Source organism: Streptomyces sp. NBC_01197 (assembly GCF_036010505.1).
In the GTDB taxonomy this organism is placed as follows: Bacteria; Actinomycetota; Actinomycetes; order Streptomycetales; family Streptomycetaceae; genus Streptomyces.
Genome location: NZ_CP108569.1, coordinates 4,211,447 through 4,235,980 on the forward strand (window position 1 = coordinate 4,211,447; position 24,534 = coordinate 4,235,980).

The 24,534-nt window shown below is 68.7% G+C and carries 22 protein-coding genes and 1 riboswitch; of the genes, 14 read left to right on the top strand and 8 right to left on the bottom strand.

Features of this window, described 5'->3' with window-relative positions; translation table 11 throughout:
- Positions 1 to 3: 3 nt before the first annotated feature.
- From OG452_RS19280 to OG452_RS19290, 3 genes are all read right to left on the bottom strand, one after another.
- Positions 4 to 1,428, bottom strand: a complete 1,425-nt coding sequence (locus OG452_RS19280; RefSeq protein WP_327296816.1) for an alpha,alpha-trehalose-phosphate synthase (UDP-forming) — start codon at positions 1,426 to 1,428, stop codon at positions 4 to 6.
- A 156-nt stretch (positions 1,429 to 1,584) separates the two neighbouring features.
- On the bottom strand, positions 1,585 to 3,045 hold the full coding sequence (locus tag OG452_RS19285) for an APC family permease (RefSeq protein WP_327296817.1): 1,461 nt from the start codon (positions 3,043 to 3,045) through the stop codon (positions 1,585 to 1,587).
- A 368-nt stretch (positions 3,046 to 3,413) separates the two neighbouring features.
- Complete coding sequence (locus OG452_RS19290) at positions 3,414 to 4,364, bottom strand: glucosyl-3-phosphoglycerate synthase (RefSeq protein ID WP_327296818.1); 951 nt, start codon at positions 4,362 to 4,364, stop codon at positions 3,414 to 3,416.
- 156 nt (positions 4,365 to 4,520) lie between these two features.
- Positions 4,521 to 4,648, top strand: a riboswitch (SAM riboswitch).
- A gap of 15 nt (positions 4,649 to 4,663) precedes the next feature.
- Between OG452_RS19290 and thrC the strand changes: the two genes are divergently transcribed.
- The 4 genes from thrC (at position 4,664) to groL (ending at position 8,897) form a co-directional block, all read left to right on the top strand.
- Positions 4,664 to 5,965 carry a threonine synthase gene (gene thrC / locus OG452_RS19295; RefSeq protein ID WP_327296819.1) on the top strand — a complete coding sequence of 434 codons (1,302 nt, stop codon included), beginning with the start codon at positions 4,664 to 4,666 and terminating at the stop codon, positions 5,963 to 5,965.
- A gap of 76 nt (positions 5,966 to 6,041) precedes the next feature.
- Positions 6,042 to 6,317 (top strand): MoaD/ThiS family protein, encoded by a 276-nt coding sequence (locus OG452_RS19300; protein ID WP_266855603.1) that lies wholly within the window; start codon positions 6,042 to 6,044, stop codon positions 6,315 to 6,317.
- Between the two features lie 444 nt (positions 6,318 to 6,761).
- The gene (locus tag OG452_RS19305; protein ID WP_005315736.1) at positions 6,762 to 6,965 is read left to right on the top strand and encodes a cold-shock protein; all 204 of its coding nucleotides are present in this window, start codon (positions 6,762 to 6,764) and stop codon (positions 6,963 to 6,965) included.
- Positions 6,966 to 7,271: 306 nt separating this feature from the next.
- The gene (groL, locus tag OG452_RS19310) at positions 7,272 to 8,897 is read left to right on the top strand and encodes a chaperonin GroEL (protein ID WP_266855604.1); all 1,626 of its coding nucleotides are present in this window, start codon (positions 7,272 to 7,274) and stop codon (positions 8,895 to 8,897) included.
- A gap of 119 nt (positions 8,898 to 9,016) precedes the next feature.
- On the opposite strand, the gene OG452_RS19315 is transcribed toward groL, so the two are convergent.
- From OG452_RS19315 to OG452_RS19325, 3 genes are all read right to left on the bottom strand, one after another.
- Complete coding sequence (locus tag OG452_RS19315; protein ID WP_327296820.1) at positions 9,017 to 9,607, bottom strand: Uma2 family endonuclease; 591 nt, start codon at positions 9,605 to 9,607, stop codon at positions 9,017 to 9,019.
- 56 nt (positions 9,608 to 9,663) lie between these two features.
- Positions 9,664 to 10,488, bottom strand: coding sequence for a hypothetical protein (locus OG452_RS19320; protein WP_327296821.1), 825 nt, complete (start codon positions 10,486 to 10,488; stop codon positions 9,664 to 9,666).
- Between the two features lie 310 nt (positions 10,489 to 10,798).
- Entirely contained in the window at positions 10,799 to 11,578 is a 780-nt protein-coding gene (locus OG452_RS19325; protein WP_327296822.1) for an alpha/beta fold hydrolase, read from the bottom strand.
- 227 nt (positions 11,579 to 11,805) lie between these two features.
- Here OG452_RS19325 and OG452_RS19330 point away from each other — a divergent pair, with 227 nt between their 5' ends.
- From OG452_RS19330 to OG452_RS19360, 7 genes are all read left to right on the top strand, one after another.
- Entirely contained in the window at positions 11,806 to 12,129 is a 324-nt protein-coding gene (locus tag OG452_RS19330; RefSeq protein WP_327296823.1) for a hypothetical protein, read from the top strand.
- A gap of 591 nt (positions 12,130 to 12,720) precedes the next feature.
- Positions 12,721 to 12,921 (top strand): hypothetical protein, encoded by a 201-nt coding sequence (locus OG452_RS19335; protein ID WP_327296824.1) that lies wholly within the window; start codon positions 12,721 to 12,723, stop codon positions 12,919 to 12,921.
- 54 nt (positions 12,922 to 12,975) lie between these two features.
- Positions 12,976 to 13,746 carry an FAD-dependent thymidylate synthase gene (gene thyX / locus OG452_RS19340; RefSeq protein WP_327296825.1) on the top strand — a complete coding sequence of 257 codons (771 nt, stop codon included), beginning with the start codon at positions 12,976 to 12,978 and terminating at the stop codon, positions 13,744 to 13,746.
- Between the two features lie 19 nt (positions 13,747 to 13,765).
- Positions 13,766 to 14,326, top strand: coding sequence for a TIGR00730 family Rossman fold protein (locus tag OG452_RS19345; protein WP_327296826.1), 561 nt, complete (start codon positions 13,766 to 13,768; stop codon positions 14,324 to 14,326).
- A gap of 33 nt (positions 14,327 to 14,359) precedes the next feature.
- Positions 14,360 to 15,397, top strand: a complete 1,038-nt coding sequence (locus tag OG452_RS19350) for an isopenicillin N synthase family dioxygenase (protein WP_327296827.1) — start codon at positions 14,360 to 14,362, stop codon at positions 15,395 to 15,397.
- A gap of 59 nt (positions 15,398 to 15,456) precedes the next feature.
- Positions 15,457 to 16,692 (top strand): ATP-grasp domain-containing protein, encoded by a 1,236-nt coding sequence (locus OG452_RS19355; RefSeq protein WP_327296828.1) that lies wholly within the window; start codon positions 15,457 to 15,459, stop codon positions 16,690 to 16,692.
- 128 nt (positions 16,693 to 16,820) lie between these two features.
- Positions 16,821 to 18,302: a uracil-xanthine permease family protein gene (locus OG452_RS19360; protein WP_327296829.1), complete on the top strand. Its 1,482-nt coding sequence runs from the start codon at positions 16,821 to 16,823 to the stop codon at positions 18,300 to 18,302.
- A gap of 30 nt (positions 18,303 to 18,332) precedes the next feature.
- On the opposite strand, the gene OG452_RS19365 is transcribed toward OG452_RS19360, so the two are convergent.
- Together OG452_RS19365 and OG452_RS19370 are read right to left on the bottom strand one after the other, a co-directional pair.
- Positions 18,333 to 19,379: a LuxR family transcriptional regulator gene (locus OG452_RS19365; protein WP_327296830.1), complete on the bottom strand. Its 1,047-nt coding sequence runs from the start codon at positions 19,377 to 19,379 to the stop codon at positions 18,333 to 18,335.
- Between the two features lie 141 nt (positions 19,380 to 19,520).
- Entirely contained in the window at positions 19,521 to 20,522 is a 1,002-nt protein-coding gene (locus tag OG452_RS19370) for a LuxR C-terminal-related transcriptional regulator (RefSeq protein WP_327296831.1), read from the bottom strand.
- A 175-nt stretch (positions 20,523 to 20,697) separates the two neighbouring features.
- On the opposite strand from OG452_RS19370, the gene OG452_RS19375 reads away from it, so the two are divergent.
- The 3 genes from OG452_RS19375 to OG452_RS19385 all read left to right on the top strand — a co-directional run bounded on the left by OG452_RS19375 (position 20,698) and on the right by OG452_RS19385 (position 24,532).
- Positions 20,698 to 21,978, top strand: coding sequence for an ATP-grasp domain-containing protein (locus tag OG452_RS19375; protein WP_327296832.1), 1,281 nt, complete (start codon positions 20,698 to 20,700; stop codon positions 21,976 to 21,978).
- A 1-nt stretch (position 21,979) separates the two neighbouring features.
- Entirely contained in the window at positions 21,980 to 23,203 is a 1,224-nt protein-coding gene (locus OG452_RS19380; protein WP_327296833.1) for an MFS transporter, read from the top strand.
- Between the two features lie 69 nt (positions 23,204 to 23,272).
- Positions 23,273 to 24,532: an ATP-grasp domain-containing protein gene (locus OG452_RS19385; RefSeq protein ID WP_327296834.1), complete on the top strand. Its 1,260-nt coding sequence runs from the start codon at positions 23,273 to 23,275 to the stop codon at positions 24,530 to 24,532.
- Positions 24,533 to 24,534 lie beyond the last annotated feature (2 nt).

Below are 24,534 nucleotides of genomic sequence, written 5' to 3' on the forward strand. Positions count from 1 at the left end.
CCGTCACCCCGTGGAGGCGGCCGGGTCCAGGGCGTTCAGCTGGTCCAGGAACCACTGCTGCGGCGGCAGCGCGGTCGCCGCGGCGGCCAGCCGCTTGCTGCGCTCGGCCCGCTCGCCGTCCGGCATGGTGAGTGCCTCGTGCAGCGCGGCCGCGGTGGCGCTCACGTCGTACGGATTCACGGTGATCGCGTCGCGCCCCAGCTCCTCGTACGCCCCGGCCTCCCGCGAGAGCACCAGCGCGCACCCGTGGTCGGTCACCACCGGGACCTCCTTGGCGACCAGGTTCATGCCGTCGCGGATCGGGTTGACCAGGGCGACGTCCGCGAGCCGGTAGGCGCCGAGCGAGCGGGCGAAGTCGTCCTTGAGGTAGAGGGCGACCGGGGTCCAGTCCGCCGTCCCGTAACGGGAGTTGATCTCGTCGGCGACGCGCTCCACCTCGGCCATGTAGTCGCGGTAGACCGCGAGGTCCTGCCGCGAGGGGTACGCGAACGCCATGTGCACCACCCGGCCGCGCCACTCGGGACGGGTGTCGAGCAACTCCCGGTAGGCGAGCAGCCCGCGCACGATGTTCTTGGACAGCTCGGTCCTGTCCACCCGGACGATCGTCTTGCGGCGGCCGTCGGGCCCCTCGCCCGTGCCGCCGCCGATGCGCTCCCGCAGCGCGGCCATCCGTTCGTCCACATCTGGCTCGTGCGACCGCTTCCGCAGGAAGTCCCCGTCGGCGCCGAGGCCGTGCACCGCGATCTGCGTATCCCCGGTGCCGCCCAGGACCTCGGTGCAGCAGGCGACGAAGGCGTCGGCCCAGCGCCGGGTCAGGAATCCGGCCCGGTCGGCGCCCAGGATGCCGCGCAGCAGTTCCGCGCCGATGTCGTCGGGCAGCAGCCGGAAGTACTCGGGAGGCGCCCACGGGGTGTGCGAGAAGTGCGCGATCCGCAGGTCGGGGCGGAGTTCGCGCAGTATCCCCGGCACCAGGCACAGGTGGTAGTCCTGCACCAGCACGGCGGCGCCTTCGGCGGCCTCGGCGGCCAGCGCGTCGGCGAAGGCCCGGTTGTACGTACGGAACGCGTCCCAGCGGCGCCGGAACTCCGCGTCGAAGACCGGCTCCAGCGGGGTCTGGTAGAGCATGTGGTGGACGAACCAGAGCACGGAGTTGGCGATGCCGTTGTACGCGTCGGCGTGCACCCCGGGGTCGATGTCGAGCATCCGTACCCCGTCCTCGGCGATCCCGCGCCGCACGGCGGCCCGGTCACCGTCGCCGAGTGCGGCGCAGACCCAGAGCGATTCGGCGTTCCCCCCGATGGCGGAGAGCCCCGAGACGAGACCGCCACCGCCCCGCTTCGACGTGAGTTCACCGTCGTCACGGAGGGAGTACGAGACGGGGCCACGGTTGGAGGCGACGAGGACGCGGGCGGCGTGCGGAGAGGCCATGACGCGAACCTAGCCCGTGCCGGAGACGCTCAAACGTACGGGCGGCGGAGCCGCCGGGGGGTGCGGTCCGCCGCCCGTACGGCGCGGGGGCCGGTACGGCCCGTGGTCAGGTGGCGCGGGGGTCAGTGCGACGAGGTGTTCCGTGCTGCGCGGGGATCAGCGCGACGAGGTGCCCGAAGCGTCCGTCGCCGGGGCGAATTCGTCCTCGGGGACGGAGATCACCCAGTGCGTGGCCTGCCGGGGCCGGAGGTACAGCGCCCAGTACAGCGCCGCGACGGCGACGATGACACCGGTGATGACCAGGCTCTCGACGCTCTGCTGGTACAGCACCCAGGCCAGGACCACGACCAGCAGTGCGGGGATCGCCGGCCACAGCGGCATGCGCCAGGCCAGCCGGTGCTTGTGCTCACCGCGGCGCGACACCAGGGCGCCGAGCGCGACGAAGACGTACATCGCGGCCACCGCGACACCGGTGACCTCGCTCAGCGTGTCCAGATTGACGAAGCAGAGCACCGCTCCGGGGACGCCGACGGCCAGCGTCGCCGCCCAGGGGGAGCTGTAGCGCTTGCCGATGTGGGAGAGGACGCGGTTGGCGGCGGTCGGCCAGGCCGCGTCACGGGCCGACGAGTAGACGACGCGGGAGTTCTGGATCACCATCACGATCGCCGCGTTGATGATCGCAAGCGCGATGCAGAGACTGACGAACGTGCCGACGCCGGAGTTGCTCCAGGTCTGCACCATGCCCGCGACATTGCCCGTGGCGAGGGTCTTGAGGTCCGGGGCGCCGAGCGTGATCGCGATGACCGGGATCAGGACGACGGCCGCACCGATCGCGAGCGTCCACAGCACGGTGCGGGAGACGTTGCGGCGGGGGTTGTCCATCTCCTCGGCCAGGTACACGGCGGTCGAGAAGCCCTGGAGGATGAAGAGCGCGGTGGCGAGTCCGGTCACGATCAGACCGGCGGTGACGGCCGAGCTCTGGCCGTGCCCGGCGTCCATCACCGGGTGGATGAGGACCGACGCGGACCGGCTGGTGTGGGTGAAGCCGAGGAAGGCGACGACCGCGCAGGCCACGACTTCCAGGACCAGGAAGATGCCGGTGATCCAGGCGTTGGCGCGCAGGTCGAGCAGGCCCATCGCGGTGGCGAGGAGCATCACTCCGGCCGCCGTGTACTGCGGGTTCAGATGCACGATCGGCGCCAGATAGTCGGCGGTGCCCAGCGCGATGATGGGCGGCACGATCATGACGACGATCAGCGAGAGGACGAAAACCAGCCAGCCGGCGAGCCGGCCCATGAGGGTCCCGACCATGGCGTACTCGCCACCGGAGCTCGGTATGAGCGTGCCCAGCTCCGAGTAGGTGAACGCGACTCCGATACAGAGCAGACCCGCGATGGCGATGGTGAGGGCCGTTCCGGTGCCCAGGGTAGCGAAAGAGTCCGGCACGATCACGAAGAGCGACGATGCCGGGGTCAGACAGGAGAGCGTGAGCAGCGTCCCTCCCACCACACCGATGGAACGGGTGAGGGTGGGCGCTTCCCCGGCCCTGGCGGCACGGGTGTCGGCCTCCGGTTTCCCGGGGGTCGCGGCAACGGTCGTGTCGGGCGTAGAGGTCATCCGTTGTCCCATCGGTGCTGGCGTCATGAGGCTGGCGGCATGAGGGGGCGGGCACCTTCGGGCATTCGCTGGGTATTCGCTGAAGAGTGCCGCACATGCGGGGCGGACCGCGACGACGTCCACGCCGCTCCGGTGACCGAATACAACTCCCGACGACCATTCACGTCAAGGGTTCGTTAAAGCGTCATCGCAACGAAATCCGTTGTTTCTTTACGGTGTCGCAGTGCTCCTTCCCGCCAATAAGGCGGTGACTACACGGATATCGCGGCCTGGTGAGGGGTGCGGATTCTCGTGCCGACTATGGCTAAAACCTTTCCATGGACAGCTGCCGGACACTGTCCGTGGCCGTCCGCCCCGGCAGTCTCCGGTCAGGCGGCCCGGCGGGCCGCGTACTCCCCGACGCTCCGCATCGGCGGCCGCTCCTCGGTGTCCACCGCGTGCGTCCGCGGTACGAAGCCCGACCCTTCCGCGCCCCGCTCGAACTGTGTCAGCTCCGGCCGCACCAGCTGCCCCCGCGACAGCCGCAGCTGCGCCGTGCGGTAGATCGCCGCCGCCATCCGCCCCAGCGCGAGCCCGTCCTGGTGGCGGTGTTTGCGCGAGCCCACGTCGACCTGCGCCAGCGCGTCGAGCCCCACCGTGTGGAGCGCGTCGACCAGCAGGCCCAGCTCCACCCCGTAACCGACCGGGAAGGGCAGCTGTTCGAGCAGCGAGCGCCGTACCGCGTACTCGCCGCCCAGCGGCTGGACGAAGCCGGCCAGCTGCGGCCAGTGCAGGTTCAGCAGCGGCCGCGCCACCAGCTCGGTCACCCGGCCGCCCTGACCGGCGGTCTCGCCGAGCGGCCGGTCGTACATGGCCTTCACGAACTGCACATCGGGGTCGGTCAGCAGCGGCCCGACGATCCCCGAGACGAAGTCCGCCGAGAACTCCCGCAGGTCCGCGTCCACGAAGCAGACGATGTCGCCGCCGGTCACCAGGAGCGAACGCCACAGCACCTCGCCCTTGCCGGGCACGGCCGGAATCCGCGGCAGGATCTCGTCCCGGTGCACCACCCGCGCCCCGGCGGCAGCGGCGGCAGCGGCCGTACGGTCGGTGGAGCCGGAGTCGATGACCACCAGCTCGTCCACGAGCGGCACCGGCAGGGCGTCCATCAGCTCCCGCCGGATGGTCGCGACGATCGCCCCGACCGTCGCCTCCTCGTTGAGCGCGGGCAGGACGACACTTACCCTCGTGCCGCGTTTGGCCGCGATCAGCCGGTCCAGCGGACGGTCGGCCGCCGACCAGGAACGCCTGGTCAGCCAGCGGTCCACCTCTTCCAGCACGACGCGTCTCCTTGACTGTGAGCCATCTCGCGGTTCGGACGACTATCTCAACTGTCACTGCCTTCGGTTACAGTCTTGAACAACGCAAATGGCCACGGGATGCCGGGGTCAGCAGATGCGGACAAACACGCCGGGCCTCAAGGCTCGCGTCATAAGCGCTCATCCAGAGGGACTGAGGGAACGGCCCGTAGAAGTCCCGGCAACCCTCCTGCCGACCGCGAGGTCATGGTGGGGAAGGTGCCAATTCCGTCTTGCGGCGAAGTACGTCGCGAGGAAGATGAGGAGAGGACCTCGCCACCATGGCTGTACAGACCGTCACCAGCACCAGTGACTCCACCGGGGCCGTCGATCTCGGCCCCGCCGCCGCCCTCTCGTGCCGCGAGTGCGGAGAGCGTTTCCCTCTCGGCCCCCTCTTCGCCTGCGCCTCCTGTTTCGGGCCGCTCGAAGTGGCGTACGACCTCCCGAGCGGCTCCCCCGACGAGCTGAAGAAGCGCATCGAGGCCGGCCCGAACAACATCTGGCGCTACGCCCCGCTGCTGCCGGTCCCCGCCGGTGTGGCCGACCAGCCCAACTTGAACCCGGGCTTCACCAAGCTGGTCAAGGCCGACAACCTCGCCCGCGAGCTGGGTGTCACCGGCGCTCTGCACGTCAAGGACGACTCCGGCAACCCGACGCACTCCTTCAAGGACCGTGTCGTCGCCATCGCCGTCGAGGCCGCCCGCGCCTTCGGCTTCACCACGCTCTCCTGCTCATCGACGGGCAACCTGGCCGGAGCCGTCGGCGCCGCCGCCGCCCGCGCCGGCTTCCGCTCCTGCGTGTTCATCCCGCACGACCTGGAGCAGGGCAAGGTCGTGATGGCCGCCGTCTACGGCGGCGAACTGGTCGGCATCGAGGGCAACTACGACGACGTCAACCGCTTCTGCTCCGAGCTCATCGGCGACCCGATCGGTGAGGGCTGGGGCTTCGTCAACGTCAACCTCCGCCCGTACTACGGCGAGGGTTCCAAGACCCTGGCGTACGAGATCTGCGAGCAGCTCGGCTGGCAGCTGCCCGACCAGATCGTCATCCCGATCGCGTCGGGCTCCCAGCTCACGAAGATCGACAAGGGGCTCCAGGAGCTGATCAAGCTCGGTCTGGTCGAGGACAAGCCGTACAAGATCTTCGGCGCGCAGGCCGAGGGCTGCTCACCGGTCTCCACCGCGTTCAAGGCCGGTCACGACGTCGTACGGCCGCAGAAGCCGGACACGATCGCCAAGTCGCTGGCCATCGGCAACCCGGCGGACGGCCCGTACGTCCTGGACATCGCCCGCCGCACCGGCGGCGCCGTCGAGGACGTCAACGACGAGCAGATCGTCGATGCGATCAAGCTGCTGGCCCGTACCGAGGGCATCTTCGCGGAGACTGCGGGCGGCGTGACCGTCGGCGTGACGAAGAAGCTCATCGAGGCCGGTCTGCTCGACCCGTCGCTCACCACCGTCGTACTGAACACGGGTGACGGCCTCAAGACCCTGGACGCGGTCGCCCCGACGTCCGGCCCGACCGCGACGATCCGTCCGACCCTGGACGCGTTCCGCGAGGCCGGCCTGGCCACGGGCGCCTGACCCGGGCTCTCCGTACCCAGCCCTGTCCGTACCCGCCCGTTCCGTCCCGCCCCGGACTCCTGGAAGGTAATCCCGTATGAGCGTCAAGGTCCGCATCCCCACCATCCTCCGCACCTACACGGGCGGCCAGGCCGAGGTCGCCGCCGACGGCGGCACCCTCTCCGAGGTCATCGCCGACCTGGAGAAGAACCACACCGGCATCGCGGCCCGCGTCCTGGACGACCAGGGCAAGCTGCGCCGCTTCGTGAACGTGTACGTGAACGACGACGACGTGCGCTTCGAGCAGGGCCTGGAGACGGCGACGCCGGACGGCGCGGGCGTTTCCATCATCCCGGCCGTCGCCGGCGGCTGAGCAAGCCCCTGCGGCGCCGCGGCGACCCCCGGTGCTCGCCGCCCGGGGGTCCGCCCCGCCGTCCGTCGTGTCATCTGCTGGACCCGTTGCCCTCTCCGCGTACGAAGCGGAGGGGGCAATTCAGCATGATTGAACACGGTAGAGTTGGGGCAGCCCCCTTGATCGCCCGCGCCGAGCGCGTATGAGCACGCGTCAATGTCTGGGCAATGCGTAGATCTCTTTGCGTCGTAAGTGCCCTTTGCCCGGCCCGACTTGCCCTGGGATACCCGGAAATCCGCCCAATGGGGCGTTCAGCCGTGCTCAGAATTCTCGTCCGATTGACCTGTTGCAGAGGGCAGTTGGGCAGATACATTCAGCCGCGGTCGACGCGTTCCGGCGCAAGGTCTGACCCGGATCCCGCGAAGTGCGGGCTCTGTGCAAGGGCCAGTAATAGGGGAGTTAGGCATGGCTCAGGGCACCGTCAAGTGGTTCAACGCGGAGAAGGGGTACGGCTTCATCGCGGTCGACGGTGGTGCGGATGTTTTCGTCCACTACAGCGCGATTCAGATGGACGGCTACCGCACCCTTGAAGAAGGTCAGCGAGTTGAGTTCGAGATCTCGCAGGGCCAGAAGGGTCCGCAGGCGGACATGGTCAAACTCGCCGTCTGATCTCGGCGCGATCGGCCACCGACCCACTCACGCCGAGAGGCCCGCACCCCACACAGGGGCGCGGGCCTCTCGTGCGTCCGGGGGCAGCACCGCACCCACGTGGGCCTTCTTCGAAGGCGCTTGCACTCACAGGGGTCGAGTGCTAATCATTGGCGTTAGCACTCTCCCAGTGAGAGTGACAGAAGGACCGGGTTGGTGAGGCCCGCGGGCCGGGTGGGGCAAGGAACCACCGGGCAAGCAGGCCGTCCGTCGCGGGCACCGCCAGGTCTGACGCTTTCCACCCCCTGTCCGGGAGGACCACTTCACATGGCCAAGATCATCGCGTTCGACGAGGAGGCACGGCGCGGTCTCGAGCGCGGGATGAACCAGCTCGCCGACGCCGTCAAGGTCACCCTCGGCCCCAAGGGCCGCAACGTCGTCCTTGAGAAGAAGTGGGGCGCCCCCACGATCACCAACGATGGTGTTTCCATCGCCAAGGAGATCGAGCTCGAGGACCCGTACGAGAAGATCGGCGCCGAGCTGGTCAAGGAGGTCGCCAAGAAGACGGACGACGTCGCCGGTGACGGTACGACCACCGCGACCGTCCTCGCGCAGGCGCTGGTTCGTGAGGGCCTCCGCAACGTCGCCGCCGGTGCCAACCCGATGGCCCTCAAGCGTGGCATCGAGAAGGCCGTCGAGGCCGTCTCCGCCGCTCTGCTGGAGCAGGCCAAGGACGTGGAGACCAAGGAGCAGATCGCTTCGACCGCCTCCATCTCCGCCGCTGACACCCAGATCGGCGAGCTCATCGCCGAGGCGATGGACAAGGTCGGCAAGGAAGGCGTCATCACCGTCGAGGAGTCGCAGACCTTCGGGCTTGAGCTTGAGCTCACCGAGGGCATGCGCTTCGACAAGGGCTACATCTCGGCGTACTTCGCCACCGACATGGAGCGTATGGAGGCGTCGCTCGACGACCCGTACATCCTGATCGTCAACTCCAAGATCGGCAACGTGAAGGATCTCCTTCCGCTGCTCGAGAAGGTCATGCAGTCCGGCAAGGCGCTGCTGATCATCGCGGAGGACGTCGAGGGCGAGGCGCTGTCGACCCTGGTCGTCAACAAGATCCGCGGCACCTTCAAGTCCGTCGCCGTCAAGGCCCCGGGCTTCGGCGACCGCCGCAAGGCCATGCTCGGTGACATCGCCATCCTCACCGGTGGCACGGTCATCTCCGAGGAGGTCGGCCTCAAGCTGGAGAGCGCCGGTCTCGACCTGCTCGGCCGCGCCCGTAAGGTCGTCATCACCAAGGACGAGACCACGATCGTCGACGGTGCCGGTGACAGCGACCAGGTCCAGGGTCGCGTCAACCAGATCCGCGCCGAGATCGAGAACTCCGACTCGGACTACGACCGCGAGAAGCTCCAGGAGCGCCTCGCGAAGCTGGCCGGCGGCGTGGCCGTCATCAAGGCCGGTGCCGCGACCGAGGTCGAGCTCAAGGAGCGCAAGCACCGCATCGAGGACGCCGTTCGCAACGCGAAGGCGGCCGTCGAGGAGGGCATCGTCGCCGGTGGTGGCGTGGCCCTGCTCCAGGCTTCCGCGGTGTTCGAGAAGCTTGAGCTCGAAGGCGACGAGGCGACCGGTGCCAACGCCGTGAAGCTCGCGCTTGAGGCCCCGCTGAAGCAGATCGCCGTCAACGGTGGTCTCGAAGGCGGAGTCGTCGTCGAGAAGGTCCGCAACCTGACGGTCGGCCACGGCCTGAACGCCGCGACCGGCGAGTACGTCGACATGATCGCCGAGGGCATCATCGACCCGGCGAAGGTCACGCGCTCCGCGCTGCAGAACGCCGCGTCGATCGCCGCGCTGTTCCTCACCACCGAGGCCGTCATCGCCGACAAGCCGGAGAAGGCCGCTCCCGGCGGCGCCCCGGGCGGTATGCCCGGCGGTGACATGGACTTCTGATCCTCAGCGAGAGCGAGGATCGGCTGTTCCAGCCGTAGCACGGCGAGCAGTTCGTACGGACCGAGGGCGGTACCCCTTCTCGGAGGGGTACCGCCCTCGGGCGTTCCCTGAGGGTTTCGTCAGCCGGCGTAGTCCTTGAGCCTCCCGGTCTCCAGGGTGATCGAGACCGGGGAGGGAAGAGTGACCGTGGAGCCATAGGCGTGGGACGTACGGGTCCGGTACTCGCCCCGGTCCGGCTCGCTGTAGACGACGAGCTTCTCCGCGTCCCGGTCGACGAGAAGGTAGACGGGGATGCCTGCGGCCGCGTAGCCGTCGCGCTTCTCCACGCGGTCACGGAGGTCCGTGTCCGCGTCGTACGAGGTGACTTCCACAACCATGAGCGTGCCATCGGGGTCCGCCCACTCGCCGCTCTGGCCCACGTAGTGGTCGAGCGGGGCCAGGGCACCGTCCGCGCAGGCGCGGCCCCTGCGGTAGGAGTCCACCTTGAGTCCCTGCTCCGGATACAGGGCCAGCTCAGGGCGATGCTGCATGCATTGCCTCAGCAGCCACATGACAATGGCGCCATGCAATTGGTCCAGCACGTGCTTGACCGCAAGCTTTCCACTGATGAATTCCAATGACACCGTCTCGGGCGCGTGGCGGGCGAGTTCCTCGAACTCCTCGACGGACATCTGGGCGTCCTGGGCGTGGTCAGCGGTGCTGGGGGTCATGGCGTCGCCTCCTCCCTTCCATCGTGCCCTGTTCCGGGGCCGAGTGAGCTGAACGGTCATGTGCGGGTCCTCTCGGGTTGTCGAGTCGCTGCCGCACGGGCCTGTGCCGCCCGGGTGTGGACCTGGGCCGGGGTGAGCGGGGCGGGGCGGCGTACGGGTCCGCCCCGGCACTCCGCGCACTCACCGCCGGGCAGGGCTTCCGGGCGCCCGGGGACCCCGCACTTTCCGCACTCCAGAATCCGCAGAGCCGGGCGCGGGAGGCGTGGCGCCGGGAGTGGCGGGCGCTCGGGCGGGAGCTTGTCGGTGAGCCGCCTGCGGACGAGTGAGGACGCGCGGTGTACGGGGGAGGGCAGCCCGGCGGTCAGGGCGTGCAGCATCTCCGGCTCGGTGGCGCGACGGTCGAACCACGTGGCGGCGAGGGGCTCCAGCGCGGCACAGTCCGCCGCCGACAGGCTCAACGAGGGCGCGGTGCGGCCGAGGGCGGCCAGCAGGATGAACGCCCGTGACCGGGTGGGCCGTTGGGGTGGAAGTGCGTCCTCCGGTACGCCTCCGGTGGTGAAGGCGGCCCACCAGTCGTCGTCGCGGGCGGTGCGGGAGAACCACGTACGGGTCACCCAGCGGGCGCTGTCCGCCCCGATCAGGTGCTCGCTGCCCCGGCGCAGATGCCCGGCGCGCTGAAGGGCGTTGAGCGCGGTGCGCAGGGCGCACTGCCCGTACGGAAGGACCTTGGCCAGCGTCTTCACCGAGATGTCGGCCCCGTCCGGCAGCCGGTCGATGTACGCGGCGATGGCCGCTTCGCGGGGCGGCAGCAGCGCGAAATCTGCTGCGCTGTACGCGCGTTGACCTGGCGCGGAGCGCTTTCCGTAGCCCGGATTGGCCATCGGGTGAGGGGCCCCGTGTGTCGGGTTCGGGGCAGGATTAAGGTGGCTGTCAGCCATGGATCGAACCTCGCAGCTATATCGATCTGGATGGTCAGGCCCCGGAGCCGGTGTTGGCGCACCGACCGGGGCCGTTCACGTTCTGTGAGCACGCTAGAGCCTGGCAACTGCCCGTGGCAAGTCGGTCACGAGAAGTCAACAGCACGCGCGGGGAGGGTGGTTGGGTGGGGTATCGGACCCTCCACCCCATCACTGTCAAGAGGGCTCGGGGCGCGGGACTTGAGCCCCGGGGCGCCCCCGGGGCCGGGCGAGGTCAGTGAGCGGTGTCGGCTTCGAGTGCCCTGGCCGTGGCCCTGACGAACGCGGCCGGGTTGTCCAGCATGATGTTGTGCCCGCAGTCCGGGATCGCGACCACTGATACGCCGGCCGCGGTGAGCCCGTCGGCGCCGGGGAGCGAGCCGTCGGTCTCCGGGTACAGGAAAGCGCGCGGGATCTTCAGGCCGAGGAGCAGCTCGCGCATCGACGGCGTGCTGCCGTGGGCCAGGTGGGTGGCGCTGCGGTGCAGGGCCTCCCGGCCCGCCAGCCGCATGGTGGACCACCAGTGGGCCCCGGCCTGGTCGCGTACCTCTGCCCAGCCGTACGCGAGGAACTCCTCCTCGGAGTAGGCGGCGATGCCGCTGCTGCCGAGTGTTCCCAGCGTGGGCACCAGGGGGTCGAGGTTGGCGTCGACCAGGACGAGGCGGGAGACCAGCTCCGGGTGGCGTGCGGCGAGAACGATTGCCGCCGAGCCGCCCATGCTGTGCGCGACGACCTCGGCGCCGGAGACGCCCGCCGCGGTGATGGCCGCCGCGAGGGCGTCGGCATGCGCCTCCAGGGTGTAGCCGAAGTCGGTGGGGCGGTCGCTGATGCCGTGGCCGAGCATGTCCATCAGGAGCGACCTGCGGCCTGCCAGCAGTGGATGGACCGCGACCTCGGCGAAGTAGGCGGGTGAGGTCGCGCCGAGGCCGTGCAGATAGATACGTGCGGGCTCGGCGCCCGGGAGTTCGACCCACCTGATGCGGTCACCGTTGCCTGTCACTGCGGTACTGCGCACAGCATGCTCCCCTGCGGTCAAGATGGCTGACCGCTGAGTCTAAGGCTCTGCCGTGCTGCCGTGCGGCTCGCCAGGTCGTGAACTCGCCCTGGTTGACGTGCAGTTCTCTGCACCTGCATGGATGTGACCCTTCCGGGATTCCGGGGGCGGCAACAGAATCGTGCTCGACCGGCGCCGGCGCGGACCGACCTATCGACGTGGACCGACCTATCGAGGGGACATCAGCCGTGACCGAAACAGACACCCAGCTGACCGCGACAGCGATGCTGGAGACGGCCCACAAGGCGGTGGCCCAGGGCTTTCCGTGTGACGACCGTCTTGCGCGTGCCGCGCTGCATCTCATCGAGTGCGCGGCGGACGTGGTCGAACGGCTCCCCAGGGCCGACCGTGACGTGGACTCCGCACGGGAGGCGCTCGGGCACGCCCGCGCCGCCGTCGTGACGGCGACGTTCGCCGTACGGCAGATCCACGACGAGTCCGGCAGGGGCCTGGTGCAGGAGTCCGGCAGTGTCCAGCGGCCGGGAAGGGTCGTCTGCGGCCTCGACCGTTAGGCCCAGGACCTAAGGGCTGTCCCGCAATTCCCGGCGGGCGCGCGACGACAGCTACGGCACCTCGCCGCGTTGTCGGAACGTCCACATACATCCAGTATGCGGACGTCCCTCCGCCTTGCGATGCACCGCATCTGACGCCGCGCGCTGATCCACCAGGAATTGCGGGACAGCCCTTAGCAGGGCGCATTACCCCTGGGCATATTCGGGCATCGAAGAATCCGGTAGCCGGCATTCCGGAATTACAGCATTCCGGTAGCCGTTATTCCGGTAGTGAATATTCCGGTAGGAAGCATTCCGGCGGAGGGGGCCGTGAAGGGGATCGGGCTCAGTTTTCCGTTCCCGTGGAGAGACCACCATCGCGACGGTGAGGCTCCGTTGCCGCAGTCGACTCATCGGTCGGCTGCGGCACCGGAGCCTCACCGTTTCTGCTGGTCGAGCGCCCGGTCCCATGGTTCCTACTTACGCACTGCACAAGTCTGACCTTATAGCGGGCGTCCCCTTCTCGAAGAATAGAAATGTGCGAAGGGGTCGCACGGAGAACGCAGAAGCGGACTCGAAGACTCGCAGACTCAGCGAAAAGGAAAAGAAGCCATGCGGAAGTACAACGACCAGATCAAGACCGTCGCCGCTCGCCGTGGAGTCAAGGCGGCGCTGGTGGCCGCCGTGGCCGGCGCGACGTTCGCATCTGTCGTCGGAGCCGGTGCGGTCACGCAGTTCGCGGCCGGTCCGCACACCGCCACCACCCGCGTAGCGGCCGACGTGTCCCCGGCAAGCGACCACGGCTGGGACTGATCTGTTGTATTTCCGGCCGACGCAATCACGCCACCTCAGCTGAGGAGAGAACGAATGACGATCACCACAGCCCTGGAATCCGGGACCGGAACTGCCGAATCCGCGGTCTTCGGTCCCGAGATCGAGCTCCGCTCCACGATCACCGCCGAACTCGTCGACCACACCGCGTCCGATCTCGCGGTGGTACGCGCCGCCCGGGTGTCCACCGCCGGTGAGGAAGCACACCGCGAGGAACGCGGCGACGCGTATATAGCGGGACTCATCAACTATCTGATGCGCAGCCGCCACGGCAGCCCCTTCGAGCACAATTCGCTGACCTTCCTGGTGCACGCGCCGATCTTCACGATCCGGCACATGATGCGCCACCGCATGTGGTCGTTCAATGAGGAGAGCGCCCGCTACAAGGACCTCAAGAACGTCTTCTACGTCCCCGACCGTGACCGCATGCTCCGCCAGGAGGGCAAGCCGGGGCACTACCAGTACGTGGAGGGCACCGAGCAGGATTACGAGCTGCTGTCCACGTCCACCAGTGAGGCGTACCGGGCGGCGTTCCGCGAGTACCAGCGGTTGCTCGATGCCGGGATCGCCCGTGAACTGGCCCGGATCGTACTCCCGGTGGCCACGTACTCGACGGTCTACGCGACCTGCAACGCCCGCTCACTGATGCACTTCCTCGCCCTGCGCACCAACCGCTCGGACGCCACGTATGTGTCGCATCCCCAGCGTGAGATCGAGCTGGTCGCAGAGCAGATGGAGAACGAGTTCGCGCGGCTGATGCCGCTGACCCACGCGTCCTTCGAGAAGTGCGGGCGTGTGAGCCCCTGACCGGACGGAGATCTCTGCCATGCGTATCACGGTCTACGCGGGATCGGCCCTGGGCAACAGGGCGGCCTACCGGGACGAGGCGGCTGTCTTCGCCAAGGAGATGGTCGCGGCGGGACACGAGATTGTCTACGGCGGCGGTGCGGCGGGCCTCATGGGCGTCGTCGCCGACACGGCCCTGGCCGCCGGCGGCCGGGTCACGGGAGTCATTCCCCGCCATCTGGTCGATGCCGAGGTGGCCCATCCGGGCCTCACCGAACTGCACGTCGTCGACACCATGCACCAGCGCAAGCAGCTCATGGCCGACCTGGCGGACGCCTTCGTGGCGCTTCCCGGCGGTGTCGGCACGGTCGAGGAGATCCTCGAAGTGTGGGCATGGCTGATCCTCGGCAGCCATCACAAGCCGATGGCCCTGCTGAATGTCGACGGGTACTGGGACCGGCTGCTGCGGATGAACTGCCGGATGTCCGCCAGTGGTTTCCTCCGTCCCGGCGAGGCCGGGACGCTCCCGGCGGTCGCGGACGCCGACGAGTTCATCGAGTTGATCGGATCGTGGGAGCCTCCGCCTCCGCGCTGGGGCTGAAATCGGAAGTCGGAAGTGGGAATGATGTCGGTAGTGAAGTTGGAGAGCAAGCCGCGGGAGGCCGACCCGGTCACGGTGGTGGACGGCTATGTCCCGGTGATCGACCTCAGCTCCGCCCGTACGGGGGAGAGCGCGGACCGGAGACTTGCCGCGGTGATCGACGAAGTCTGCCGGACCAGCGGCTTCCTCGTCGTCGTCGGGCACGGCGTCCAGGAGCACACGATCTCCGAGATGTACCGGGCCACCCGGGAGTTCTTCGCGCTGCCCGCCGCGCGGAAGGTGGCGCTGCGGGCGGATGCGTCCGACCCGCTGATGCGCGGCTTCGGCCGCGAGGGCAGCCTCGCCGCGTCCAACGAGGAAGCCCTGGTCGAGCAGGAGCGGGCCCTGCCGGATGTGTCGGAGACGTACACCGTCAACCGCCTGGGCGAGCCTGGCGAATCGGCTCTTCCGCCGGATGCCGACCCCGCGCTGCGCACGCCCAACCGGTGGCCCGAGCTGCCCGGCTTCGCGGAGGCGTACCGGAGTTACTACGCGGCCATGGAGACACTGGCAGCGGACATCATGCGGCTCTTCGCCCTCGCCCTTGACCTCCCGGAGGACTGGTTCGAGGAGAAGATCCGGCACCACATGACGAATCTGACCGCGAACTTCTACCCCAAGCAGCCCGTTCCGCCGGCGCCGGGGCAGTTGCGCAAGGGCATGCACAGCGACTGGGGCAGCCTCACCATCCTCTACCAGGACGACGGCCCCGGCGGGCTGCAGGTCCTCGACAAGGAGGGCCGATGGCTCGATGTCCCGGTGATCGAGGGCTCGTTCGTGGTCAACATCGGCGATCTGATGGCCATCTGGACCAACAACCGCTGGGTGAGCACCGTGCACCGGGTCGTCAACCCGCCGCGGGAGCTGGCCGGCCGGGAGCGGTACTCGGTGCCCTTCTTCCACCAGCCCTCCTACGACGCGCTCATCGAGTGCATTCCGACCTGTACCGGGCCGGACAACCCGCCCAGGCACCAGCCGGTGCGCTCGGGCGACTACATCATCGGGAAGTTCAGCAGGGCCTACGGCACGTGACGGCCCGGAAGCACGCCGGGCTGCCCTGGGGCACTCCGCGGAAGGCGAGTTGACCAACCGTGGTCAGAACAGTGCTGCTCCTCGGAGCGGAGAGCGAAGTCGCCGAACGCCTCGCGCAGGCCGCCGACGAGCTCGACATCCGGCTCCATGTGGCGACCCACCGGACGCTCTACCGGAACTACGGGGACGCGCTGCGCAACCGGCTGGCAGGCGTCGTGTTCACCGACTTCCGTATCCCGTTGCACGCCCTGGACCAGCTCACCGAGCACTGCGTCCAGGGCGGGGTCGGGGGCGTGGGGGTCAGCTGGAAGTTCCTCTCCCCGCTGGGCGCCCTGCTGGCCGCCCGGCTCGGACTGCCGGGGCACGATCCCGCCGCCGCGCCCGCGACCCGTAACAAGTGGCTGATGGCGGAGGCGTTCCGCGAACGGGGAGTCCCGCACCCGCGCACCCTGGCCGTACCGGCGCCCGACGGCGGGATTCCGGCCGGGAGCGCGGCAGGGCTCGGTTACCCCCTGGTGGTGAAGCCGGCCGAGAGCGCCGGTTCGGTGGGGGTGATTCCGGTGGACTCCCCCGACGACCTGGCGGGGATGGTGCGGGTGGCGCAGCGGCGCCGGAAGAGCCTGCCGTACGGTGCGCCCGTCGATACGACCGTCCTCATCCAGCAGCATGTGGAGGGTGCGTCGTGCGGTGTGGTGACGGCCGTGCACCAGGGGGAGTTCACCCACCTGGCGATCATGCGGAACTACACCACCACCGGCCGTTTCCGCGAGGACACCGGCCGTACGATGCCGGCCGGCTTCGGGCTGCCGGCCGAAGCCCTGATCCTCTCGACGGTGGAGAGCGGGCTGGCCGCGCTCGGCCTGCGCGACGGAGTCGCCCACAGCGATCTCAGGGTGACGGAGGCCGGGCCAACGGTGATCGCGGTGGACGTCGGGCCGCCCGACGTACCCACCATGCAGGCGATCGAGCTCGCGACCGGGGTCAACACGGCAGCGGTGTACCTCCAGACCGTCCTGGGCGAGCGACCGGGCACCCGGCCGCGGCGCACCGACGCCGCCGCGATCAGGTTCATCAGCACGGTGCGCCACGGTGTCTTCCGCGGCCTGGAGGGGCTGGCGCAGAGCCCGCACGTCGCACTCGTGCGCTCCTATGTGCAGCCGGGAGACCTCATCGGCAGCGCCCACCGGAAGTACACCCGGCTCGGCCATGTGATCGTCCAGGCGCCCAGTGCCGACCTGGCGGACCAGCGCGCCGACGCGGCGATCGCGGGCATCTCCAGCCGGGTGGAGCCCTGACCGGAGCCGGTGCCCGTCGATCACCGTCCGCCTGCCGTCATCCATCGGGCACCGTCCATCGACCGTCGAACGCTGTGGGGGCCGCCGGGCATGGTGCGCGGCGGCCCCGCCATGGACCGGAGGGAAAGATGAAAGGCACGTACCGCTCGCCGCGCCGACTGCTCGGCATCGGCTGGAGCCTGCACGGCGACGGCAGCCGTCCGCTGCCGGGAGCCGTGGTGATGCCGGACGAACGGCTCTCCTGGCCCCGTACGGTAGGGCTCGGGGCACAGCACGTCGTGGCGATGTTCGGCGCGACCTTTGTGTTCCCCGTCGTCATGGGCCTCGACCCGAACCTGGCGATCATGATGTCGGGGCTCTCGACCGTCCTGTTCCTGCTCGTCGTGCAGGGGCGGATTCCCAGCTATCTGGGGACCAGCGCGTCCTTCGTGGGCGCGGTCGCGGCCATCAGGGCCGCCGGCGGCAGCACGGGCACCGTCACCGGCGCGATCCTCGTCGCTGGCCTGGTGCTCGCCCTGGTCGGTCTCGTGGTCCATTACGCGGGCCCCGGTCTGATCAACAGGGCGTTCCCACCGGTGGTTTCGGGAGCCGTCGTGCTGCTCATCGGGCTCAATCTGGCGCCGGTGGTCGCGAAGATCTACTGGCCGCAGGACCAGTGGGTGGCGTTCGTGACGATGTGTGTCGTCGTCGGCGCCGGTGTGCTGCTGCGCGGTTTCTGGGGACGGCTCGCGGTGTTCGTCGGGCTGGTCTCCGGCTTCCTGCTGTCCTGGCTGCTGGACCGGCTCGCCGGCCCGATCACCTCGCCGGGCCCGAGCGGGGGGGTGGGCCGACATCTGCGGGTGCAGCTGTCCGGGGTCGCTTCGGCGCCGTGGGTCGGGCTGCCGCACTTCCAGGCGCCGACGTTCTCCGGGTCGGCGATCCTGCTCGTACTCCCGGGGGTGATCGCACTGCTCGCCGAGAACACCGGGCACATCAAGGCGGTCGCCGAGATGACGGGGAAGGACCTCGATCCGACGCTCGGCCGGGCGATTCTGGGTGACGGTCTCGCCACCGCGATGTCCTCGTCGGTCGGCGGTGCGCCGACGACCACGTTCGCCGAGAACATCGGGGTCATGGCCGCGACCAGGGTCTACTCGACGGCCGCGTACTGGGCGGCGGCCGGAGCCGCGGTGGTCTTCGGCCTGTGCCCCAAGTTCGGTGCGCTCGTGGCGGCTACCCCCGGCGGCGTACTCGGCGGCATCACCGTCGTGCTGTACGGGATGATCGGGCTGCTGGGCGTGAAGATCTGGATCAAGGCGGGCGTGGACTTCGGCAACCCGCAGAACCTCGTCCCGATCGCGGCCGGCACGGTGCTGGGGATCGGCGGGGTCTCGGTCACGCTGACGGACACCTTCTCCATCAGCGGGATAGCACTGGGCACGCTCGTGACGCTGGTGGGGTACCACGGTCTGGCCTTCGTCGGCCGGCGGCGACCGGCGGAAGCTCCGGCCCGGACAGAGCCCGCGCGTACAGCCGTTCAGCAGCCCGGTGCCCGTGCCGATGCCGCTGCCGATGTCCCTGTCGACGTCTCGTCCGAAGGCCGTCCTGTCACGGCCGGGGCCGGGGCCTGAGACCGGCCGGAGCGCCTCGGTGCCGGGGGGTCAGAACCCCCCGGCGCCGGGGACCGCCTCGTTCGCTCCGGAGGCCGCTTCCTCCGCCGCGAGCTGGCCCAGCAGATAGCCGAGCTGGAATCTGCTCTCTGCCTTGAACTCGGCCTTGAGTTTGGCCAGATGGGAGGAGTAGGCGCGGGTGCTGAGCCCGATCCGCTTCGCGATCTTGCTGTCGCTGTCCCCGTGGATCAGGCAGCGGATGATCGTCTCCCGCAACCCGGCGCTGATGTCGACCGACTCGTTCGGGGTGCGGGAGCCCTGGAACGTCTTGGCGCGCTGCCAGTTGCGCTCGAAGACTTCGACGAGGAAGCGGACGACGGCTGCCTCGCGGATGATGACAGCCCGTTCACGTTCGGTGTCCGCCGGGATGAACGCCAGCTTCCGGTCCACGATGATGAGCCGGTCGAAGAACTCGTCCAGCGTGCGTACCTGCGCCCCGAGCGCTGTCACCTCGGAGACGTACTCCCGGGTGGGGCCGTCGTGCCAGGCGGTGTGCTGGTACAGCGTCCGTATCTCGACACCGCGGTCGAGCAGTGCGCCGGTCTGCTCGCGGATCGTGGCGAGCGTGGCCCGGGGTCTGCCGCCCCCGGGCTGCGCCGTCAGCAGCTCCTTGGCGGCCTGCTGCACGGTCTCGCCGACGATGGCGCTGATCGCCGCCTTGCCCTCGATCCGGACGATGGGCTCCCCGCCGTGCGCCGACGCGCTGCGTGCCTCGCCGATCAGTGGACGGAGCAGGTCCGTCAGGGAGCGCGCCTCTTCCAGCATGGTCAGTGCCGACGAACGCAGCAGGCTGCCGAGCCGCGCCTCAACGATGCCGGGGTCCACCGGGGACACCTGAGCGGGCGACGAGGCGTCCTCGCTCACCATCCCCATCCGGATCAGCTCCTGGATGGTCTCGCGGTCGGGGGAGTGGTTCCCGCCCAGTGCGGGGGAACGTTCCTGCTGCGACTGTGCGCGGGTCTCGCCGCGGAGGAGTTCGACATACGCCGTGCGGGCTTTCGCACTGGGAACGAGTGCCACTGGCTTTGCTGCGCACATAGCCAACTCCATTTATAGGGACGTCGTCCACTGAAACGAGTGGAGTCTAGCCGATCGTCCGGTGCAGAAGTGGTGGTTCGCCCGGCAGGCCGACGCATTGCCGGATGACCGGGCGCGGCCCTCAACGGACCCTCCTGACGGTCACTCTCCGCGTTCCGGCTCCAGCGGAAGCCCCAATTTCCAAACCATATAGCCCGCTTGGAATCGGCTCGCCGCTCCCAGTTCATCCGTAATATCCTTGACATACCTCCGACACGTACGCGTCGCCATGCCCAGGCGCTTCGCGATGACCTCGTCCTTGAGGCCCGCCGCCATCAGCCGGAGGATCGATATCCGCAGCTGCTCGGCGGTCTGCTGGTACTCCGCCTGCTGTGTTTCAAAGGGCTGGCCCGATTCCCAGATGCTCTCGAACATCCGGAACAGGAAGCCCACGACGGTCGGGTCGGTGACCAGCGAAGCGCCATGCGGCCGGCCGTCGGTACGCGGCTGCGGTACGAAGGCTGTTTCGCGGTCGAAAATGATCATCCGGTCGAACACCTCGGCCGTGGTGCGTATCTGGGCCCCCGCCGCCGACACCTCCCGTACATAGGCCCTGGTCGTGAGGCTCGCCCGGGCCGTGTGCTGGTAGAGGGTGCGCAGCCGCACCCCGCGTTCCAGCATCGACAGGCTCTCCTGCACGATGCCCCGCAGAGTGTCCGGATTCCGGCCACCGCCTGGCTGGATGGAGACCATCTCCTCGCTGCACAGCCGGGTCATCATCGACAACTCTCGCTGTACAGCCGCGGGTTCGTCGAAGGAACGTATCCCCTCGCCCTGCCGCCCCGTGAGCGTGTGCTCCGCGAAGAGGGGTGACAGCGGGCGCAGTTGCTCATGGACGCGGATCAGGGCCTGCTGCCGCTGCTCTATCTCCTGTTCTAGCGGGGCGCTGACCATCATCTCGGCGATCGCCGGGTCGGCCGGAATCTCCCCCGTGCCGTCACCGGCCGGCAGGAGCAGCCCCAGGTCCAGCAGGTCGGCCCGCGCCTGCGCCAACTCCTCCGGGGTCAGGCCCAGATCGGCCGCAGCCGCGCTCCCGGCGCGGAGCGTGCCATTCCGCAGGGCCCATTCGTAGACGGACAGTGAGTTGTTCTCAAGCAGGGACATTTCGCCGCCCCATTGCATCCTTGAATGCCCCATTTGTCGAGAACCTCTTCCGGTCTGGCCAGCTTAGGACACCGAGTATCCCCCCACGGCGGTCGTTGCGGCTGTCAAGGTCTTCATATCGCGCTCACAGCACGGCCGAGTTCACGGCCGAAGCTCCCCGGAAGGGTGACTCAGCATGCGTCGAATCGCATTCTTGCGTTCTATCGAAATCCAGCAGACAAAGCCTTTTCTGCAGAACCTGTCGGAGAGGTTCGAGCGGGACGGCATCGAGGCCAGGCTCTTCTACACCGACGGCGAGTGCGGACCGGATGAATTCCCGGGAACCTCCGAGAAGGTGCCGGTCGATATATCGGCCGACGATCTCGCCAAAAAGGTCATCGACTGGTCGGCGGATGGTGTCATCTCGCTTTCCATAGCCGACGAGAACGCCCTGCGCGACGCGGTGGTGAAGCGCAGGCTCGAACCTCTCGGAATTCCGATGGTCATGCACAGTGTGTTCGCCACGGGGCTGACGGCGAACAAATGGGAGACCAAACGCATGCTCATCGAGCAGGGTTTTGACACCCCGCCCGGTGTGCTCGTCGACAGCGACGTCCTGGCCGGCCGCGGGCTGCTGATCCCGGCTTACGTCGACTCGATCCTCCTGCAGGTCTCCGACATGGGCTTTCCCGTGCTGAGCAAGCCGCTCTGGGACTGCATGGGCGCCGGCATGGTGGTCATCCCCGACGAGGCGGCGCTCGAACGCCACCTGGCGGAGCCTCACGACGGAAACTTCATCCTGGAGCGCTGTGTCTCCGGTGAGATCTGTTCCGTTGAAGTAGTCGGCGCATACGGGGAGTACGTGGTCCACCCCGTAGTGTGGCAGGGCCCGGCCGAAGAAGGTCCTGTATTCAATTTCGGCCGCCTGCGCTCGGTGGCGCCCCGCGAAGCCGCCGACCGGGCCTTCGCCCCCATCGCCGTCAAGCTGCAGCGGCTCGGCCGGGTCCTCAATCTCCAGGGTGCTGTCGGACTCGACATGATTTACGAGGACGGCGTGTACCGGATCCTCGAAATCAATCCGCGGGTAACCGGAACGACTACCCCCTGCATAGCGGCCACGGATTTCAACACCTACGACTGCCTCGTGTCCATTTTGGACGGTACCTGGCCTATTGGTACGGACCACGGCCGGGATCTCAAGCGGGTGGCTCTTCAGTTTCCGGTACGTGAACTGAGCCCGCAGTTCGTCGAGGACGCCCGGCGCGAACTCGATGTCGTCAGGACCCAGACGCTCACGATCGACGGCGTCGAGCACCCCAACATGATCATCACCTGCGAGCTCGACGCTCGGGCGGCACTGCCCGCCAGGCTCGAATCGCTCTGGCAGCGGCACCGGTTCACTGAGCGCTCCTTCCTGGAGCAGATCGCGGTGGCGGTCGGTGCCGCGGAAGCCCATACGACGGAATTGGACACCTGACATGCGTACCGGAACCTATCGGCAGGTTCTCGCCCAGCCGGGGATCGCCCTGCTCATGCTGCTGGGGTTCTTCTCGAAGATCGCTGTCGTGGCGATCCCCGTGGTCATGAACCTGGCTGTCGTCTTCGGACTGCACCGCGGATTCGGCGCCGCGGGACTGGTGATCGCGGTGTGGACCGTGGGCGTAGCGGTCGGCGGCCCGATCCAGGGCCGGATGATGGACAGGTACGGCGCACGACCGGTACTCGCTGTGTGCCTGGTGGGGCAGCTGCTCTTCTGGGGCCTCGGGCCGAGCATGCCGTACGGCCTGCTCATGGCCGGTGCGGTGGTGTCCGGACTGCTGAATCTCCCGGGCTTCTCGATCGTGCGCCTCAGGCTCGCCGTCGCGGTTCCGGAGGAGCTCAGGCACACCGCCTTCGCCCTGGACGCCATGACGTCCAACATCTCCTACATGGTGGGCCCGGCCCTGGGCGTGACCATCGCGACGTCCATCTCCAGCAATGTCTCGATGCGGGGCCTCGGTCTGGTCGTCGCCATCGCGGGAGTGGGCCTGTGGCTGCTCAACCCCCAGGTGCGCGACGCGACGAAGACGGCGGACGGCAAGCCGCCGAAGGTTCCGGTGCGCGACTGGCTCAAGGGCGGGCTGATCCCCGTGCTCGCCGCGACCACGGCCACCACACTGGCCACATCGGGCTACGAGACCGCGATCGTGGGCGGGTTGCGTGAGTCGGGGCAGGTCGCCTGGTCCGGTCTTGTCCTGACCGTCTGCGGCTTCTGCTCGCTGCTCGGAGCACTCACGTTCGGCATGCTGAAGAAGCCGCCGCTTCCGGCGGCCGGCCTGGCTGCACTGGTGGGGCTCACCACGCTCATCGGTGGGTTCGCCACGAGTGACTGGCGGCTGCTCTGCCTCGCCATGGTGCTGCCCGCCGGCCTGTGCTCACCCTCGTTCGCGTCAACGGGCGCAGCTGCCAGCGCACTTGCCCCGGCCGGCGCCCGGGGGCTCGTGATGGGCGTCTACAGCGCCGCGATGACGCTGGGCAACAGCGTCGGCGCCCCGCTGTCCGGTGCGGTCCTGGACGCCCGGAGCCCCGTCTGGGCCTTCACCGTCATCGGCCTTGCGAGCGCCGGGCTCGCCCTGCTCGGCCTGGCCCGCAGCACCTACCTGGCCAGGAGCGCCGTACGGGACGGCGAGGTCGCCCCCGCCCTTGCCGACACGGCTGCATGACAGACCCGCTCGACACGCCGCCTACCTGCATCTGTCCGGCGTTCCGTAGACAAGCTGTTGGAGAGACTTGTGAACACCAAGGGTTACGTCGTCATCGTCGACGCCTTCGCACCCGCTCGGTTCTTCCCCCCGGAGTTCAGCAAGGCGGGGTACGAGTGTGTACGGGTCCAGAGCACCCCTCAGGTCCCGGAGGCCTTCGCGGGCTCGCTCGACCTGACGCTCTACGCGGACAACATCATCCACACCGGAGACCTTGCCGAAACGGTGCGCGCGGCCGGTGTCTACGAGCCCGTGGCCGTCTTCTCGGGCAGTGAGTTCGGCGTCGAGTTCGCCGACCGGCTGAGTGAGGCGATGGGCCTGCCCAGCAACGGGACCGCCCTGAGCGCCGCCCGCCGGGACAAGTTCACGATGATCGAGACGGTCAAGGCCGCCGGAGTGCGCGGCGCCCGTCAGCTCCTGGCCCGCAGTGAGGACGAACTCCGCCGCTGGCACGAGGAACTGGGCACCCGTGCGGTGATCAAGCCGCTCAAGAGCGCGGGCAACGACGGTGTCAGGTTCTGTGCGACGCCCGAGGAGAGCGTGGCCGCGTTCCGCGAGCTGGTCGGCTCGGAGAACCTGTTCTCCGAGCGCAACGAAGGGGTGGTGGCGCAGGAACACCTCTTCGGCGGGGAGTACATGGTCAACACCGTCAGCCGGGACGGCCGCCACCATGTCACCGATGTCATGGGCACCACCCGGATCTCCGTGAACGGCGTCCACGACATCAGCAACTCGGTCTTCCTGCTGCCCCGCCGGGGCGAGGTCCAGGACCAGCTCGTCGCGTACGCCTTCGAGGTACTGGACGCGCTCGGGGTGCGGCACGGCCCGTCCCACATCGAGATCAAGATGACCGCCACCGGACCGGTCCTCATCGAGATGGGCGCCCGGATCTGCGGCGGCGATCTCCCGCACTACGTCCAGGTCGCCACGGGCGAGTCACCGTTCGACTGGACCGCCGAGGCGTACGTACGGCCCGAGCGCTTCCACGAGCGGTGCGACGACGAGTACCACATCGACCGGTACTTCTCCTCGGTCGGGCTGGTCTCCGGCACCTCCGGCACCCTGCGCTCGCTGCGGCACCTCAAGGCCGTGCAGGAGCTGGAGAGTTTCCACGACCTGTCCCAGTTCGTGCCGGTGGGCGGACAGGTCGTGCCCACCACCAACGACAGCACGTACGTGGGCTTCGTGCGGCTGTTCCACGAGGCGGAGGAAGTCGTACGCAGGGACACCAACACCCTCCACTACCTCGACGGCGACGGAATGTACGAGCTCTCCGAGCAGAAGGCGTGACC

Coding starts and splice junctions, on each gene's coding strand:
- OG452_RS19380 (WP_327296833.1), top strand. CDS start 21,980: ATGCGTACCGGAACCTATCGGCAGGTTCTCGCCCAGCCGGGGATCGCC.
- OG452_RS19345 (WP_327296826.1), top strand. CDS start 13,766: ATGCGTATCACGGTCTACGCGGGATCGGCCCTGGGCAACAGGGCGGCC.
- OG452_RS19375 (WP_327296832.1), top strand. CDS start 20,698: ATGCGTCGAATCGCATTCTTGCGTTCTATCGAAATCCAGCAGACAAAG.
- OG452_RS19315 (WP_327296820.1), bottom strand. CDS start 9,607: ATGACCCCCAGCACCGCTGACCACGCCCAGGACGCCCAGATGTCCGTC.
- OG452_RS19300 (WP_266855603.1), top strand. CDS start 6,042: ATGAGCGTCAAGGTCCGCATCCCCACCATCCTCCGCACCTACACGGGC.
- thrC (WP_327296819.1), top strand. CDS start 4,664: ATGGCTGTACAGACCGTCACCAGCACCAGTGACTCCACCGGGGCCGTC.
- thyX (WP_327296825.1), top strand. CDS start 12,976: ATGACGATCACCACAGCCCTGGAATCCGGGACCGGAACTGCCGAATCC.
- OG452_RS19365 (WP_327296830.1), bottom strand. CDS start 19,379: ATGTGCGCAGCAAAGCCAGTGGCACTCGTTCCCAGTGCGAAAGCCCGC.
- OG452_RS19285 (WP_327296817.1), bottom strand. CDS start 3,045: ATGACCTCTACGCCCGACACGACCGTTGCCGCGACCCCCGGGAAACCG.
- OG452_RS19280 (WP_327296816.1), bottom strand. CDS start 1,428: ATGGCCTCTCCGCACGCCGCCCGCGTCCTCGTCGCCTCCAACCGTGGC.
- OG452_RS19305 (WP_005315736.1), top strand. CDS start 6,762: ATGGCTCAGGGCACCGTCAAGTGGTTCAACGCGGAGAAGGGGTACGGC.
- OG452_RS19320 (WP_327296821.1), bottom strand. CDS start 10,488: ATGGCCAATCCGGGCTACGGAAAGCGCTCCGCGCCAGGTCAACGCGCG.
- OG452_RS19370 (WP_327296831.1), bottom strand. CDS start 20,522: ATGTCCCTGCTTGAGAACAACTCACTGTCCGTCTACGAATGGGCCCTG.
- OG452_RS19335 (WP_327296824.1), top strand. CDS start 12,721: ATGCGGAAGTACAACGACCAGATCAAGACCGTCGCCGCTCGCCGTGGA.
- OG452_RS19360 (WP_327296829.1), top strand. CDS start 16,821: ATGAAAGGCACGTACCGCTCGCCGCGCCGACTGCTCGGCATCGGCTGG.
- groL (WP_266855604.1), top strand. CDS start 7,272: ATGGCCAAGATCATCGCGTTCGACGAGGAGGCACGGCGCGGTCTCGAG.